This is a genomic window from Allobosea sp. LjRoot237 (genome assembly GCF_964253285.1).
GTDB lineage: Bacteria > Pseudomonadota > Alphaproteobacteria > Rhizobiales > Beijerinckiaceae > Allobosea.
Map to the genome: position 1 here is coordinate 4,874,988 of NZ_CAXUQP020000001.1, position 15,013 is coordinate 4,890,000.

The 15,013-nt window shown below is 65.7% G+C and carries 14 protein-coding genes (1 of these 14 running past the window's edge); 7 read left to right on the top strand and 7 right to left on the bottom strand.

Going from position 1 to position 15,013, the window contains the following annotated elements; all coding sequences use genetic code 11:
• Nucleotides 1–162: 162 nt before the first annotated feature.
• The 7 genes from ACSQ24_RS23720 to ACSQ24_RS23750 all read right to left on the bottom strand — a co-directional run bounded on the left by ACSQ24_RS23720 (nucleotide 163) and on the right by ACSQ24_RS23750 (nucleotide 6,975).
• Nucleotides 163–333: a hypothetical protein gene (locus tag ACSQ24_RS23720; RefSeq protein ID WP_436097064.1), complete on the bottom strand. Its 171-nt coding sequence runs from the start codon at nucleotides 331–333 to the stop codon at nucleotides 163–165.
• The gene (locus ACSQ24_RS23725) at nucleotides 324–1,508 is read right to left on the bottom strand and encodes an MFS transporter (RefSeq protein WP_436097065.1); all 1,185 of its coding nucleotides are present in this window, start codon (nucleotides 1,506–1,508) and stop codon (nucleotides 324–326) included. The genes ACSQ24_RS23720 and ACSQ24_RS23725 overlap by 10 nt, the downstream gene beginning before the upstream one ends.
• Nucleotides 1,502–2,455, bottom strand: a complete 954-nt coding sequence (locus tag ACSQ24_RS23730) for a hypothetical protein (protein ID WP_436097066.1) — start codon at nucleotides 2,453–2,455, stop codon at nucleotides 1,502–1,504. The genes ACSQ24_RS23725 and ACSQ24_RS23730 overlap by 7 nt, the downstream gene beginning before the upstream one ends.
• A 171-nt stretch (nucleotides 2,456–2,626) precedes the next feature.
• Nucleotides 2,627–3,220 carry a TetR/AcrR family transcriptional regulator gene (locus ACSQ24_RS23735; protein ID WP_436097067.1) on the bottom strand — a complete coding sequence of 198 codons (594 nt, stop codon included), beginning with the start codon at nucleotides 3,218–3,220 and terminating at the stop codon, nucleotides 2,627–2,629.
• 198 nt (nucleotides 3,221–3,418) lie between these two features.
• Nucleotides 3,419–4,168, bottom strand: coding sequence for an SDR family NAD(P)-dependent oxidoreductase (locus ACSQ24_RS23740; RefSeq protein ID WP_436097068.1), 750 nt, complete (start codon nucleotides 4,166–4,168; stop codon nucleotides 3,419–3,421).
• A 132-nt stretch (nucleotides 4,169–4,300) separates the two neighbouring features.
• A complete protein-coding gene (locus ACSQ24_RS23745; protein WP_436097069.1) occupies nucleotides 4,301–5,479 on the bottom strand; it encodes an OmpA family protein in 1,179 nt (392 codons plus the stop codon).
• A gap of 41 nt (nucleotides 5,480–5,520) precedes the next feature.
• Nucleotides 5,521–6,975 carry a caspase family protein gene (locus ACSQ24_RS23750; protein WP_436097070.1) on the bottom strand — a complete coding sequence of 485 codons (1,455 nt, stop codon included), beginning with the start codon at nucleotides 6,973–6,975 and terminating at the stop codon, nucleotides 5,521–5,523.
• Between the two features lie 259 nt (nucleotides 6,976–7,234).
• Here ACSQ24_RS23750 and ACSQ24_RS23755 point away from each other — a divergent pair, with 259 nt between their 5' ends.
• The 7 genes from ACSQ24_RS23755 to ACSQ24_RS23785 form a co-directional block, all read left to right on the top strand.
• Nucleotides 7,235–8,407, top strand: coding sequence for a DUF4399 domain-containing protein (locus tag ACSQ24_RS23755; RefSeq protein ID WP_436097071.1), 1,173 nt, complete (start codon nucleotides 7,235–7,237; stop codon nucleotides 8,405–8,407).
• Between the two features lie 47 nt (nucleotides 8,408–8,454).
• Nucleotides 8,455–8,856 (top strand): DUF4399 domain-containing protein, encoded by a 402-nt coding sequence (locus ACSQ24_RS23760; protein WP_436097072.1) that lies wholly within the window; start codon nucleotides 8,455–8,457, stop codon nucleotides 8,854–8,856.
• Nucleotides 8,857–8,889: 33 nt separating this feature from the next.
• Complete coding sequence (locus ACSQ24_RS23765; protein WP_436097073.1) at nucleotides 8,890–10,629, top strand: SUMF1/EgtB/PvdO family nonheme iron enzyme; 1,740 nt, start codon at nucleotides 8,890–8,892, stop codon at nucleotides 10,627–10,629.
• Nucleotides 10,630–10,879: 250 nt separating this feature from the next.
• A complete protein-coding gene (locus tag ACSQ24_RS23770) occupies nucleotides 10,880–11,269 on the top strand; it encodes a c-type cytochrome (RefSeq protein WP_436097074.1) in 390 nt (129 codons plus the stop codon).
• A 436-nt stretch (nucleotides 11,270–11,705) separates the two neighbouring features.
• Entirely contained in the window at nucleotides 11,706–12,521 is an 816-nt protein-coding gene (locus ACSQ24_RS23775; protein WP_436097075.1) for a cytochrome c oxidase subunit II, read from the top strand.
• A 62-nt stretch (nucleotides 12,522–12,583) separates the two neighbouring features.
• Complete coding sequence (locus ACSQ24_RS23780) at nucleotides 12,584–14,344, top strand: cbb3-type cytochrome c oxidase subunit I (protein WP_436097076.1); 1,761 nt, start codon at nucleotides 12,584–12,586, stop codon at nucleotides 14,342–14,344.
• A 12-nt stretch (nucleotides 14,345–14,356) separates the two neighbouring features.
• Nucleotides 14,357–15,013, top strand: the 5' portion of a protein-coding gene (locus tag ACSQ24_RS23785) for a cytochrome c oxidase subunit 3 (protein WP_436097077.1). 66 nt of this gene lie beyond the right edge of the window; 657 of the gene's 723 nt are visible here — the first part of the coding sequence; it begins with the start codon at nucleotides 14,357–14,359; its stop codon lies beyond the right edge, outside the window.

Here is a 15,013-nt window from a genome sequence, read left to right on the forward strand (position 1 = left end):
TGCTCGGAACGCCGCAGATTTCTCAAATTGCTCGAAACTGCGCAATACGGGTTTCAAAAATGGTCATATCGGATATTGCTCGATCGGCCCTTTTGATCAATGCGCAGAGGGCCGGATGCGAACAGCCGTTCACGGCGACGCCGATTGGCCCGCCGACCGCCCTCAGGCGACCGCCTGCTGCGATCGGCCCCGTGGTCCGGCGACCGCAATCAGCGCCGCGCTGAGGCCCAAGGCTGCCGCAATCAGCACGAACATGCTCCAGGTCCCGACCTGGTGGATCAGCGCGAAGAAGACCAATGGCACGAAGATGGAGATGAAGCGGCCTACCCCCACGCCATGGATGTCCGCGAGGCCCGCAGCTCGGTCGGGATGATCTCGGCGGCGTAGACGGCGAGGACGCTGGCATAGATGGCACTGGCCAGCGCGAAGGCGATGCCAAGGGTGACAAGTGGCAGGAAGGTGGTTGCGGCGGCAAATGCCAGGCCCAGCGCGGCCATGGCACTCGCGGCGCCGATCAGGCTGATCTTGCGGCCGACCCGATCGATCACCGGAGCGACGAGCAGATTGCCCAGCGCCGGTCCGAACATGATCAGTCCGGCCGCCATGACGGAATCGCCGATGCTGAACTGCTTCGCCACCATCACGGCCCCGCTCATCAGCGGAAAGCCGACCGTCGCCCAGGGAGCGAGCGCATAGAGGGCGCAGAGCAGGAGCAGCCTGCGCCCCAGATCGATCTGCGGGCGATCGAGTGCCGTTTGGGATGCCTCTCCCGCTCCTGCCGGAGCGGTCAGCGCCACCTTGCTCCGCTGACCGAAACGCTGCAGCGCAGCGTCGGCCTCGGCGCAGCGGCCGGCGGCAGCAAGCCAGCGCGGCGATTCAGGCAAGAGCGCAAGCAGGCCCGCGGCGACGACGGCGACGAGCGCCCCCGAGCCGAGAGCCCAGCGCCAGCCGTCGACCGCAAACAGCGTCGGAGAAGCCGCGCGCATCAGGAAGATGATGGCTGGCGCGCCGAGAAAAGCGAGGCCGGCACACAGGCAGGATAGGGTGCCGCGCCAGCGCGGCGGCATGACATCGGCCATATAGGCGGCGATCAGCGGTGGGCAGGCCCCGATGCCCAGGCCCGACAGGAAGCGGAGACCGATCAGAGTCGTGGGATGGTCGCTCGCAGCCGCGCCAAGCGAGCCGAGCGCGATCGCGACGAGCGCCGCCTGCAATGTGAGCCGGCGGCCGAAGCGGTCACCGAGCATGCCGAAGACCGGGGCTCCGACAGCGCCGCCGGCGAAGATCGCCGCGAGGAACAGCGACAGCTCGGCCTGCGTCATGGTGCGGGGCGGCGCCTGGAACACCGCTCCCAGGGCATTGCCGAGCGCGACCTCGGCGATGTCGGCGAAGAGAGCGAGGGTCAGGACGCCGAAGAGCGCCAGCCGCAGCCGGCAGAAGGGCAAGGCGTCGAGCCGCTCGGCAATCGCCCGCATCGGCGCGTTTACGTCCTCAGCCCTGGTCAGCATGCCGGGCTGCCTGCGATTTCGCGAACAGCTCCCACCGCGGCGCTCTCGTCCTGAAATTCTGGCGGCGAGATCGCTGTGGCTTGCGCGAAGGCTGCGCTGATGATGGCGAGCTTCGTTGCCTGAAAACGTGCGTATTCGTCGCGGAAGCCTCGCGACAGCCAGATCGGGGAGCGCCCGCGCACACCGCTCCAGCCGATGCTGCCGATCGCCACCGCCGCCGCGAGCGTCCGGCCGGCATGTGTCCGGGAGAGGTTGAACGGACGGGCGAGCGCCGAGACCGAGGTCACATCCGTGAGCGCCCTCTCCTCCCCGCGCGCCGCGGCAATGTCGACCCCCGTGATGAGCCGATCCATCAGGCTGCCGCCCTCGTCGACCGAGGCGAACACCGCATAACCCGGCGACGGCACGCGGATCACCGCGGACGACAGCAGCGCATCAGCGGTGGCAGGCTCGATCCCTTTCAGCAGAGCATCGCCCGAGGTCCGCAACCGCGAGGCCCTGGCCCCGTCATCGAGAGCATCGAGCGCGGCCAAATGGCCCGCGTACCATTCGGTCAGAGCCCACAGGGTCGAAGGTGCAGGCTCCACCAGACCGGCATGCGTTCTGGTCGGCTGGACGAGCCCGTATTGCAACGCCTCGCCAAAAAAGGAGGTGGCGGTGTTCCGGCTCGCCAGCCCGTGAGCGAGAGCCTCCTCGACGAACTCGCGCCGCGACAACCCTGGCCGGCCGATCTTCAGCCCACGGAAATAGCGGGACAATGCCGCATGCGACATCAGCCAGCGCTGCTGGGTCGAGAACTGCGAGGCCAACCGGGGCGCGGCAGCCTGCACCGCCATGAAGCTTCCTGCCAGGCGCTGCACGGCGCGATCGAACAGCGGATGGGCGAGCAGTTGCTCGATCTCCGCTTCCAGCGTTTGCATTCGATCCCCCGCCTGCTGCGCTCGCACACGCCAGGCGAATATTGTTCGCTCGGCACAACGTCGTACAGCTGCGCATACCCCGCCGGATGCCTCGCTGCCGGGCCCCTTTTGAACGGCGGTTCACAAGACGCGATGCGACACTTGGTTCGCATCGAATAGTGTCTTCATCGCAACGTTTCGGCCAAACAGTCGAGCTCGTCAGATGGCAAGCTGCGTCGCTCCGTGAAGCAGCGCGCGGACCATGTCGCGATAGCGCTGGTGAAGCTTGGCTGGATCGATCGGAGGCAGACTCTGATTGGTGCCGCGCGCACCATCGGCGAGCAATTGCGCCAAGGTCTCGGCGCCGACATCCGGCTTGACCCGCAAGAGGCTTTCCCCCTCCAGCTCGCCGATGAAGCGCGCGAGCTCCGACTGAAACCCGACCGCCGACGCGATCATGATGTCGCGGCAGCGCCGGAAAGCCTGATCGTTGATTTCGAAGGCGTGGGGCGATGTCGCCAGACGCCGGCGCGTGTTGCCATATCGGGTATCGAGAATGACCGTCAGAATCTCAGCAGCGTCTCGCCCGTCTGCCAGAGCTTCTCGCCCTGCCGCCATCCCGATCTCGACCGCTTGAGCGTTGACGTTCTCGATCAGGAAGCGAAAGGCTTGCTCCTTGCTGCTGAAGTAGTTGTAAAGCGTCCGCCGCGTGACATCGACGGCCTTGGCGAGACCGGTCATGGTCAGGTGCTCGTAGCCATGGTCGAGGAACGCCCGCTCCAGCCGCGACACAAGCTCTACGCGTGTAACCATCAGACCATCCAGTTGCCCGCCGGACCGCCAGCTCGACGATCTGACAAGCTCGAACGATTCAGTACCTTCCTTCTTGCCTCGATTTCCTTGGAGGCTGCAATCCGCGGTTTGGCAGCCCAGCCCGGAACAGTCTTTGTCGAGCCTGACCGAGATCAGCTGCGCGCGATGAGGTCGAGCAATTGCGAGTGCCGATCGAGATCAGGGCCCTACGAGCTGGCCGCCGTCGACCACCACGGTTTGAGCGGTGACCCAGCTGGCTTTGTCTGAAGCGAGGAAGAGCACCACTTGGGCGACCTCCTCGGGCTTGCCCATCCGGCCGAAGGGAATGCTGGCCAGTGTCGACCGGTAGAGTTCGGGATTCGACGCCCTCCGGTCCTCCCACGTGCCGCCTGGGAACTCGATCGAACCGGGCGCGACGCAGTTCACCCGAATGCCCTTTTGCGACAGCATTTTCGCCTGGCTCGCCGTGTAGTGCATGACGGCTGCCTTGATGGCGCCATAAGGCGCCGAACGGGACGAGGCCCGCAGGGCCGAGATCGACGAGACGTTCACGATCGACGCACCCGGCTTCATGTGAGGGATCGCCGCATGACTGCCGCGGACAACGGCCATCATGTCGACGTTGAGTGAAGCTGCCCATCCCTCCTCGTCATCGGAATGGCCAAAGCCGGAGGCGTTGTTGACGAGGACATCGAGCCCCCCGAGAGCCTTCACCGCCTCGGGCACATAGGCCTCGATCGCATCCGCATCGGCGAGGTCGACGCTGGCGCCGTGAGCGGCAACGCCGAGCGCCTCGATCTCCCGGCGCGTTGCTTCGAGCGGTCCCGTGCCCCGAGCACAGATCGAAACGGATGCGCCGCCCGCCGCGAAGCCGAGCGCGATGGCGCGCCCGATGCCACGGCTGCCACCCATCACGATCACGCGCTTGCCGGCAAAGTCCTTGGCCATGCGGACATCCCATCCCGATTGCGTCCAAGTGCCCTTATAGCCGCAATGAAAGACTTGGGCTCCAGCCCTGTCAGCATGGCGTGAATACGTTCAGGTCACCTTGTTTCGACGCATCTCAGGATGATTAACCTGTCAACAGCCGATCACCTTGAACTCCACCCGCCGGTCGAGCGCGTCGCTGCCGTCGTCCTTGCCGGTTCCGATGAGGTTTTCCTTGAAGCCGCGCCCGCTCGCGATCACGCGGGCGCGGTCCTCCGGCATGCCGGTCAACAGCAGATCCATGACGAACTGGGCGCGAAGCGCCGAGAGGCGCTCGTTCACCTGCGGTGGCCCGGTGCGCGAGGTGTGCCCGACGACCTCCAGGCAGGCTCCCTTCTGGCGCGCGCGCGTCGCGATCTGGCTGAGCCACATCGGATAGGGCTCGGTGATCCGGGGATCATCGATGAACTGCGTGGTCCCGGGTTTGAACAGCAGCTTCACCATGAGCTGGTTGGCGCCCAGTCCGTAATCGATGAGGTCGCCGAAGGCGTCGACCATATCGTCACGCCGCGCGAGCTTGCTGGCGGCGAGATAGGTGCCGATTCTGACCCGGTGCTGCTCGCCGCCCGGCAAGGTGCGCGCCGCCCGATAATAGGCCAGCGCCTCGCGGAAGCGCTGGGCGTCATAGGCAAGGATACCGTCATTGACCAAAGCGTTGGCAGTCAGCCGTTCGACATAGGTCGGGTCGATCGTCTCGCCGAGCTTCGTGCCCTGACAGGTCTTGATATAGACGTCGGTGGCCTGGTCCTTCGCCCAGAGCGGCGAGTCGCTATAATACGGTGTCGGCGTCACATCGACGCCCTCGATCTGGGCACGTGCCACACCCTTCGAGACGACGCTGTTCGACTTCAGGTCCGCAAGCGTCAGGCAGATCCGGTAGGCGTCACGCGCGCCGTCCGTCGCTCCGCTGTTGTTCACCGCCGTGAAGGTGCCGACCAGCACGACCGGTTTGCGCGCCAGCGAAGCACTGTCGAAGGAACGCACAGTGAAGCGCGGATAGGATTTGCGCACGATCTCGATCAGGGTCTGCTGCATCGAGCGGGTGGCAGTCGATTGCGAGCCAGAGGCCGCGTCGATCAGGGGATCGATGACGAGATCGACCTGCTGGTCAGTGAGCGCCGCCTTGCCGAAGAGGTCGTCGGCCGCCTTCTGCAGCGCTTGCGGGAAAGGCACCGGTACGGGCGGCGGCGCCGATTGTGCCCGCGCGGCGGCGGCGCTCGCCAGAAGCGTCAGCGGAATCAGAATGCGACCGAAGCGCGTGAGGATCGACATGCTTCATTCCTCCTCCCGTGTGAGGCTCCCGCCAGCACCGCTCAGCGGCATTGCTGAAGCTGCTCGCGTGCTGCCGGCGTCAGCTCTCCGAGCTGGGCCCGGAGCAGAAGCTCGCTGCACTGCGCCTTGGTCTGCATGGTCGCAGCCGGAGCATCGGCACGACGCTCGACCGGGCGCGGGGCGCTCGCCGGCACGGCCTGGGGCTGTGTCGAGCGATCGGGCGGCGAAGGCGTCAGCGTGCCGAGGCGCGCGGCCATCGCCTGCTCGACATTGCGACGCTCTTCGGCCAGGCGCCGCTTCTCGACTTCGAGCGTGGCCAACTCCTTCTCGCGGCGGGCCAGTTCGTCGGCGAGACGGGAACGCTCGGCGGGGTCCGCAGCCGCTTGCTTAGGTGGGCTCGGGGACGGCTTCCTTTGCGTGGTGTCGTTGGTCCCGGCCGGTGGCCGCACCGGCTCGGCGGGCTCCTGCCGGGCAAGGTCGGTCGCGGCCTGCTGGCGCCCCTGTTCGGCCTTTTCGAGCCGTTCAAGCAGTGCCCGCTCGCGCTCTGCGAACTCGCGCACCAACCTGTCGCGTTCACTCGCCGCAATCGAGCGGCGCTCGATCAGGTCGAGGCGCGTGCGGGCGTCGATCGACAAGGAGCTGGCCGGATAGCGCTGGATGAAGTCCCGGAGAACGTCGGGCTCGTCAGTGGAGCGGATGCGCTGCCAGACGCTGGCATCGGTCTCCGCGAGATTAAGGTAGAAATCGCCGAGCAAGGACAGCGAGAGCTCCGGCGTTTGCCGCCCCGCGGTCGCATCGTAGACGCTCTTCTGGACGCGGCGGAACATGGTCGCCACTTCGAGCCCCGGCTGGTCGATCTCGCGTACCAGCGCCGCCGTGAACGGGCTGTTGCGGCCGGCGCCGTCGGCGGCGACGTCGTTGGCCTGCGTCGCATAGGCGATGACCATGCCTTGTGCCCGCGCCACGGGGGCGAGGCCCGAGCCGACCGAGAAGCCACGCGTCGCCTGCCTCTTGGCAAGCTGGCTGACGAAAGGGTTGTTACGGCAGGCGTCCAGCACCATGATCTTGACGCCCTTGGCGAAGTTCAGCGCCGTGACGACGTCGTTGAGCCGTGTCGTCTCATACTGGACGCCGGCCTCGTCCTCGATCTTGGCCTCGACCGGCACGAGGTAATTCTCGCCATTGAATTGGAAGCCGTGGCCGGCGAAGTAGAACATCACGGAATCGGCGTCCTGCGCCAGCCGGGCGAAGCGGGTCAGCGCCGCGTCCATGCCGCGCTTGTCGAGGTCGATGCCATCGACCACTTCGAAGCCGACCTTGCGCAGCGCCGCGGCCATGTCGCGGGCGTCGTTGACCGTATTCGGCAGAACGGGCGCGTTACGATAGCTGGAATTGCCAATGACGAGGGCAACGCGGCGCTCCGAAGCCGGCGCCGCCATGGCGAGGCCCGTCAACATGAGCATGATCAGCCCGCAGAGTCTGGCGATGAGGATCATGGCCCCCTTCCTGGCGTCACAGGCTACCGCATGACTTCACCGGGCGCCAGAACAAAGCCGCTCCAGCTACGTCAGCGCCAAGTGTTCGGCTTGTAGACATACAGCCACGCTGGTAGCCTGCCTGCACTCGTCTCGTGGTTGGGGGACGTCGATGCCATCGAGGGCGCTTCGCCTTATACCCGCCCTGGTACCGGCGGCTTTGGCATGCGCCGTGGCCTTTGCTCTTCCGGTCGGGGAGGCTGTGGCCCAGGCGCGCGCAATGCAGCGCAACCCGGCCCCGGCGACTGCCAAGCTCAGCTTCGTCGGCCTCTCCAACAATGACCGCGTTCCCGGCAAGCTCACGGTCCGCTTTGCGATCAGCGGCATGGAGATCGCGCCTGCCGGGCAGGCCAGGCGCAATGCCGGGCACCATCATCTGCTGATCGACACCGGACTGCCGGCGTTCGACCAACCGATCCCGAGCGACTTCAACCACATCCATTTCGGCGGCGGGCAGACCGAGGCCGAGATTGCGCTGACGCCAGGCCGGCACACGCTCCAGCTGCTCTTTGCCGACCACAACCATGCGCCGCATGACCCGCCGGTCGTGTCAGAGCGGATCACCCTCGAGGTCGCGGCCGATCCGGCCGAGAAGCCGCGCTCCGCCGTCGCTCCTGCCGGCCGGGTCTTCTTCATCGACCTCAAGGATGGCGCCACGATTCCGACCCGCGCGAAGATCCGATTCGGCATCGAGGGCATCACCATCGCGCCCGCCGGCACGGTGAGCGCCAATGGCGGCCATCACCACCTGCTGGTCGACGCGGAGGCGCCGGCGCTCGATCGCGAGATCCCCAGCGACTTCAACCATCTGCATTTCGGACGCGGGCAGACCGAGGTCGAGCTCTCGCTCCCGCCCGGCGAGCATACGCTGCAGCTTCTCCTCGGCGATCACGAGCATGTCCCGCATGACCCGCCGGTGATGTCCGAGCGGATCCGGGTGCGCGTCGTCGACTCGGCGCAGGCCGGCCCTACCGCGCCCGCTGCCCCGGCGGCGGGAGCGGGCCGCCCGCGCACGGCTGCACCCAATGACGCCATCGTCTACTTCGTCTACCCGAAGGATGGCACGACGATCTTCCCGAGCTCGACGATCCGCTTCGGGCTGCGCAACATGGGCGTCGCGCCGGCCGGCGTCGCCAAGACGAATACCGGGCACCATCACCTGCTGGTCGACGTGCCAACACCGGGGCTCGCCGATCCGATCCCGTCCGACCTCAACCATATTCACCTCGGCGGTGGCCAGACGGAGCGGCGCATCACCTTGCCGCCCGGCAAGCATACGCTGCAGCTCCTGCTCGCGGACACGAACCATGTGCCGCACGATCCGCCGGTCATGTCGGAGCGCATCACCGTCACGGTGATGCCGGGCGGCCGCAAATCGGCGAGGCGTCGATGAGAACTTCGCGCCGTAGCGTGGCTGGTCTCCTGGCGGTCTCTTGTCTGATGGCCGGCCCCTTCTGGGTGTCCGATGGGCTGGCGCAGACCGCCAAGCGGCAGAAGCCGCCGCCCGGCGCGCTCGTCTATTTTCATTATCCCCTCGACGGCTTGCGCGTGCCGGAGCGCTTCACCGTCCGGATCGGGCTGCGCAACATGGGTGTTGCGCCGGCCGGCGTCGAGCATGCGGCGACCGGCCATCACCATCTCCTGATCGACACCGATCCCGGCCCTCCCGGCCAGCCGATCCCGTCAGATTACAACAATATCCATCTTGGCAACGGTCAAACGGAGGTTGTCGTCACCTTGCCGAAGGGGCTTCATACGCTACAATTATTGCTCGGGGACCATACCCATACGCCGCATGATCCGCCCGTGATGTCGCCGAAGATCACGATCTATGTGCGCTGAGACTGCGGCAGCCTGCGCCCCGAGGCGCTACCGATGACGAATGGTCGCTACATGGGCTGGTTGCGCTCCTTCTTCCTCGCCATCCCGCTCGCCGCGCTCGCGGCGATGCCTGCGTTGCCGCAGGAGGCTGCGCCGCCCACGCGCGTTGCGCTGGTGATCGCCAATGGTGCCTATCCCGATGCGGCCGTCGCCCAGGCGCCGGCCCAGGGCCGCGCCGTTGCCGCGGCTCTGCGCGAAGGCGGCTTCGACGTGGTCGCGGTGGAAAATGGGCCCCGTGCGGACATGCGGCAGGCCATAGCTCAGTTTGCCGGCAAGCTGCGCCCCGGCGCATCGGCAGTGGTCTTCTATTCCGGCCACGCCGTGCAGCAGCGCGACCGCGACTTTCTCGTGCCGATCTCGCCCAATCCGGTGCAGGACGCGGTCGATCTCGACGAGGTGATCGACCCGCTGATCATTGCCAAGCCGTCCAGTGCCCTCGTGCTGATCGACGCCAGCCGCGACAATCCCTGGCAGGCACGAGGCAAGGGTCTGCGTGCGATCGAGCGGCTCGAGAGCGTCGCGGTGATGTTCACGGCCGCGCCGGGGAGAACGGTCGCGGACTCCGGGCCTCGCGGCAATCGCGCGGTCGAGGAATGGCTGAAGGCGATCCGCACGCCCGGTCTCGATATGGCGGCGGCCGTCGAGCGCGTGCGCGAAGCCGTGGCTAAGGCGAGCCGGCGCAGCCAGCAGATCTGGCTCTCATCCGCGCCGCCGAAAGGGCTCGTGGTGACCCCTGTCGGCCAGCCCATCGCAGCCGCGCAGGCGAGCCGCGCCGTCATCCTGTCACCGCCCAGTTCCGAGACCTCGCCGGACGCCTTCGAGCTCGCCTTCTGGGAATCGATCCGCAACAGCGAGAACGCCAGCGAATACCGAGCCTATCTCGACGCCTACCCGAATGGCCGCTTCTCGGCGCTGGCGCGCGCCCGCGAGCAGCTCTACCGCGGCAAGCCCGGGGCGGCTCCGCCTGCAGCCTCCGCCGCCCGGCCGCCCGCCGCAGCAACGCCGGCCGCGCCGGCGCCGAAGACGGGGCCGATCCGCGACTGCAGCGACTGCCCCGAACTGACGGCGATACCGCCAGGCTCCTTCCAGATGGGTTCTAACGATCTTTACGAATTCGAGAAGCCCGTTCATCCCGTTGCCGTGCGTGGCTTCTATCTCGGCACGCGGGAGGTGAACTTCGAGGAATGGGACCGCTGCGTGAACGAGGGCGGCTGCAATTACCGGCCTGACGATCGCGGGCTGGGGCGCGGCAAGCGCCCCGTCACGGATCTTCACTGGAACGACGCCAACGCCTATCTCGCCTGGCTCTCGGCCAGGACGGGAAAGCGCTATCGGTTGCCGAGCGAGAGCGAATGGGAATATGCCGCGCGTGCCGGCACGACAACGACCTATCCCTGGGGGCAGGCCATGGAGAAGGACCGCGCGAACTGCCTCGGCTGCAACGATCAGTCGCGCCGCAGCGCCGTCGCTTCGGGCCAGTATCCGCCCAATGCCTTCGGGCTCTACGACATGGCTGGCAACGCGGCCGAATGGGTCGCGGATTGCTGGAGCGAGAATTACCGCGCCGCCCCGCGCGACGGCAGTGCCTATGTGGTGCCTGGTTGCCGCGAGCGCGTGCTGCGCGGCGGCTCCTTCAACAACGATCCACGCTATCTGCGCTCGGCCGCCCGCTTCAAATACGAGGCCGATGTGCGCTTCTACACCAACGGCTTTCGCGTCGCGCGCGAGCCCTGACGACAGCTCGCTTTGAGTTCGATTTTATTGAAGCGAACGGCCGTCATATCCCGATCGAGCGTGAGATCGGCACCAGTTTCCTAAGCTTGGAGCTCTCACGCTCAAGTTGCCTCAACCGGATTGGCGCGGCGCCGATCGACCCCCGGATTGGAGGGAAGCCGGCAATGATGTAAGACTACTGTGAAAGGTTGTGCCGCTCTGCCGCGGTCACGCGGACAGGGTCGCCTCCGAGTTCGAGGGAGAACCTTCGATGCTGCGTTGGACCTTGATGGCCTCGTTGATCTTTGCGGCCCTGCCCCATTCAGCCAAAGCGGTCGGCGATCCCGCCGCGGGTGAGAAGGTTTTCCAGAAGTGCCGCGCCTGCCACCAGATCGGGGAGACGGCCAAGAATGCCATCGGACCGAGACTGAACGGCCTTCTCGGTCGGCCGGCGGGATCGATCGAAGGCTACAGCTATTCGCCCGCCAACAAGAACTCCGGCATCACATGGGATGAGCCCACGTTCCGGGATTACATCAAGGCGCCGCAGGTGAAGATTCCGAGTACCAAGATGGTGTTCCCAGGCCTCAAATCCGATCAGGAAATCGACGACATCCTCGCCTTCCTCAAGCAATTTGACGCCGACGGGAAGAAAAAATAACCGGATCGGCGCTTGAATGCAGCCACATCCGCGTCGGGCTGCGATGTGGGTTCGATTGACAACCACCGCGAGCAGGACGACAACATCAGGTGACTATGGGCTGGAGGCTTGAATGCCCTGCAGCCCGGCTGAGAGTTTGTGCGTCAGATGTGACGCGTGGTCGTCCAGGCGAACCAAAGGTTCGGCGATGGCGGACAGGAAGCAAAACTTGCAGCCCGACGGCGCGCTCAGCCGAGCCTGCGCCCAGCGGCAGTCATGTGCCGCAAGCGATGTCATTGGCCAAGTCCGTTTTAAACTGCAGGCCCGATTCATCTCGGGCCGCAACACTGTTCCCGTATCGAAAGTGAGCTCGTTTACGTAGCGCCGTGGCGCATTATCTGCGCCGCGGCATTGCCTGGTTCCTGTTCATGCCGCCCTCGGCAAGGATGAAAAAGGAATGGGTATCGCGGTCGTCTTGGCTCTGGTCGTGATCGGCTCGGTGGTGTTCCACTTCCTGAGCCCGTGGTGGTGGACGCCGATTGCCTCCAACTGGGGCTATATCGACGACACCATCATCATCACGTTCTGGATCACCGGCGTCGTCTTTGCTGCCGTCGTCCTGTTCATGGCCTATTGCGTGCTCCGCTTCCGCCATCGCGAGGGCAACCGCGCGGCCTACGAGCCGGAGAACAAGCGGCTCGAATGGTGGCTCGCGATCGGCACCGGCGTCGGCGTCGCCGCCATGCTCGCACCCGGCCTCGTCGTCTGGCACCAGTTCATCACGGTCCCGAAGGACGCGACCATTGTCGAGGTCGTTGGCCAGCAATGGCAATGGGCCTACCGGCTGCCGGGCGGCGATGGCAGGCTCGGCGCCTCCGATATCGCCCATGTCACCCCGGAGAATCCGCTCGGCGTCGATCCCAAGGATCCGCATGGGCAGGACGACGTCGTGATTCAGGGCGACAGCCTCCATCTCCCGCTCGGCAAGCCGGTGAAGATGCTGCTGCGCGCGGTTGATGTCCTGCATAATTTCTATGTGCCGGAGTTCCGCGCCAAGATGGACATGATCCCCGGCAGCGTCACCTATTACTGGTTCACGCCGACCCTGGCCGGTACCTTCGACGTGCTTTGCGCCGAGCTCTGCGGCACCGGCCATACGTTCATGCGCGGCAATGTCGTGGTCGAACCGGAGGGCAACTACCAGGCCTGGCTGCAGCAACAAAAAACCTTCGCCCAACTCCAAGCGCCAGTGAGGACGCAGGCGAAGAACTAGGGATCGATGCGGGATCAAGCCCCGGAACAGGGGCGGCGTCCGAAAGGAGTGGGAGATGCTCGATGGCCGACGTGACGCATGACGCAGCCGGACCGCTGTCGGCGGCCGAGGTCGACGATGTCGAGCTGTATCACCCGAGGAGCTGGATCACGAAGTACGTCTTCTCGCAGGACGCCAAGGTCATTGCCATCCAGTATTCCATGGTGGCGCTGGCGATCGGGCTGGTCGCCCTGGTCCTGTCCTGGCTGATGCGGCTGCAGCTCGGCTTCCCTGGCGCGTTCTCCTTCATCGACCCTGACCGCTACTATCAGTTCATCACCATGCACGGGATGATCATGGTGATCTATCTGCTGACCGCCTTGTTCCTCGGCGGCTTCGGCAACTACCTCATCCCGCTGATGCTCGGCGCGCGGGACATGGTGTTCCCCTATGTGAACATGCTGAGCTTCTGGATCTATTTCCTCGCCGTGCTGGTGCTCGTCGCCGGCTTCTTCTTGCCGGGCGGACCGACGGGAGCGGGATGGACGCTCTACCCGCCGCAGGCGATCCTCGCCAATACGCCCGGCCAGCAATGGGGCATCCTCGTGATGCTCATCTCGCTGATCCTGTTCATCATCGGCTTCACCATGGGCGGGCTGAACTATGTCGTGACCGTGCTGCAAGGGCGGGCCAGAGGCATGACGCTGATGCGCATGCCGTTGACGATCTGGGGCATCTTCACCGCCACCGTCATGGCGTTGCTCGCCTTTCCCGCGCTCTTCGTCGGCGCCGTGATGATGCTGCTCGACCGGCTGATCGGCACGAGCTTCTTCATGCCGGCCATCGTCGCGATGGGGGAGCGGCTGGCTCACAAGGGCGGCAGCCCGATCCTGTTCCAGCACCTGTTCTGGTTCTTCGGCCATCCCGAGGTCTACATCGTGGCGCTGCCGGCCTTCGGCATCGTCTCTGACCTGATTAGCACCCATGCCCGCAAGAACATCTTCGGCTACCGCATGATGGTGTGGGCGCTGGTGGCGATCGGCGCGCTCAGCTTCGTCGTCTGGGCGCACCACATGTATGTCAGCGGCATGCACCCCGCCTTTGGGTTCTTCTTCGCCACAACGACGCTGATCATCGCGATCCCCACCGCCATCAAGGTCTATAACTGGGTGCTGACGCTCTGGCGCGGCGACATCCATTTGACCGTGCCGATGCTGTTCGCACTCGGCTTCATCGTCACCTTCGTGAATGGCGGGCTCACCGGCCTGTTCCTCGGCAATGTCGTCGTCGACGTGCCGCTCTCTGACACGATGTTCGTCGTCGCTCATTTCCACATGGTGATGGGCGTCGCGCCAATCCTCGTGATCTTCGGGGCGATCTACCATTGGTATCCGAAGGTCACCGGGCGGATGCTCGGCGACGTGCTCGGGAAGCTGCATTTCTGGGTCACCTTCCTCGGGGCCTACCTGATCTTCTTCCCGATGCACTATATCGGGCTGATGGGCGTGCCCCGCCGCTATCACGAGATCAGCGGGATGGCCTTCGTCCCACCCTCGGCGGCGACGCTGAACGAGTTCATCACGGTCGTCGCCCTGATCGTCGGCGCCGCCCAGCTCGTCTTCCTGTTCAACCTCGTCTGGAGCGTCAGGCACGGCCGGCCGGCCGGCGGCAATCCCTGGCGTGCGACCACGCTGGAATGGCAGACGCCGCAGACGCCGCCCGCGCATGGCAACTGGGGCAAGACCCTGCCGGTGGTCTACCGCTGGGCCTATGACTACAGCGTGCCGGGCGCCGCGGAGGATTTCCTGCCGCAGAACCAGCCGCCAACTCCGCGGACCGCGTGACGAGGTGCCGCCATGGTCGTGATCGTCGTCTTCATGGTCCTGATGGCAATCCTCGCCGGCTGGTGGCTGTCGCGCCAGGGGCTGGCCGACAAGCCATGGCTCGAGGTCGGGGTGGGCGTCGAGGCTGGCGGTGCGAAGCTGCCGTCTTCCCCAACGGCGAAGATCGGCCTCGGCGCCTTCCTCGTCGTGGCCGGCTCGCTGTTCTCGCTTCTGGTCAGCGCCTATTCCATGCGGATGGACATGGCGGACTGGCGCGCGCTGCCGATGCCGACCGTCCTGTGGTTCAGTACAGGCTTGCTGATCCTCGCAAGCATCGCCCTGCACATGGCGGTGATCGCCGCGCGCAGCGACGAGCTCAGCCACGTCCGCTCCAGCATCCTTGCAGCAGGCGTGTGCTCGCTCGCCTTCCTCACAACTCAGGTGCTGGCATGGCGCGAGCTTGCCGCCTCCGGCTATTTCACCGCTGCCAATCCCGCCAGCGCCTTCTTCTATCTGGTCACGGCGATTCATGGCGCGCATATGCTGGGTGGGCTCGTGGCGCTTTGCCGAACCAGCGTCAGAGCGTTCGCCCTATCGGTGACGAGCCCTCCGCGGGCAGTTGGCAAGCTCGCGCTCAGCGTCGAGCTCTGTGCCCTCTACTGGCACTTCCTGCTGCTGGTCTGGCTCATC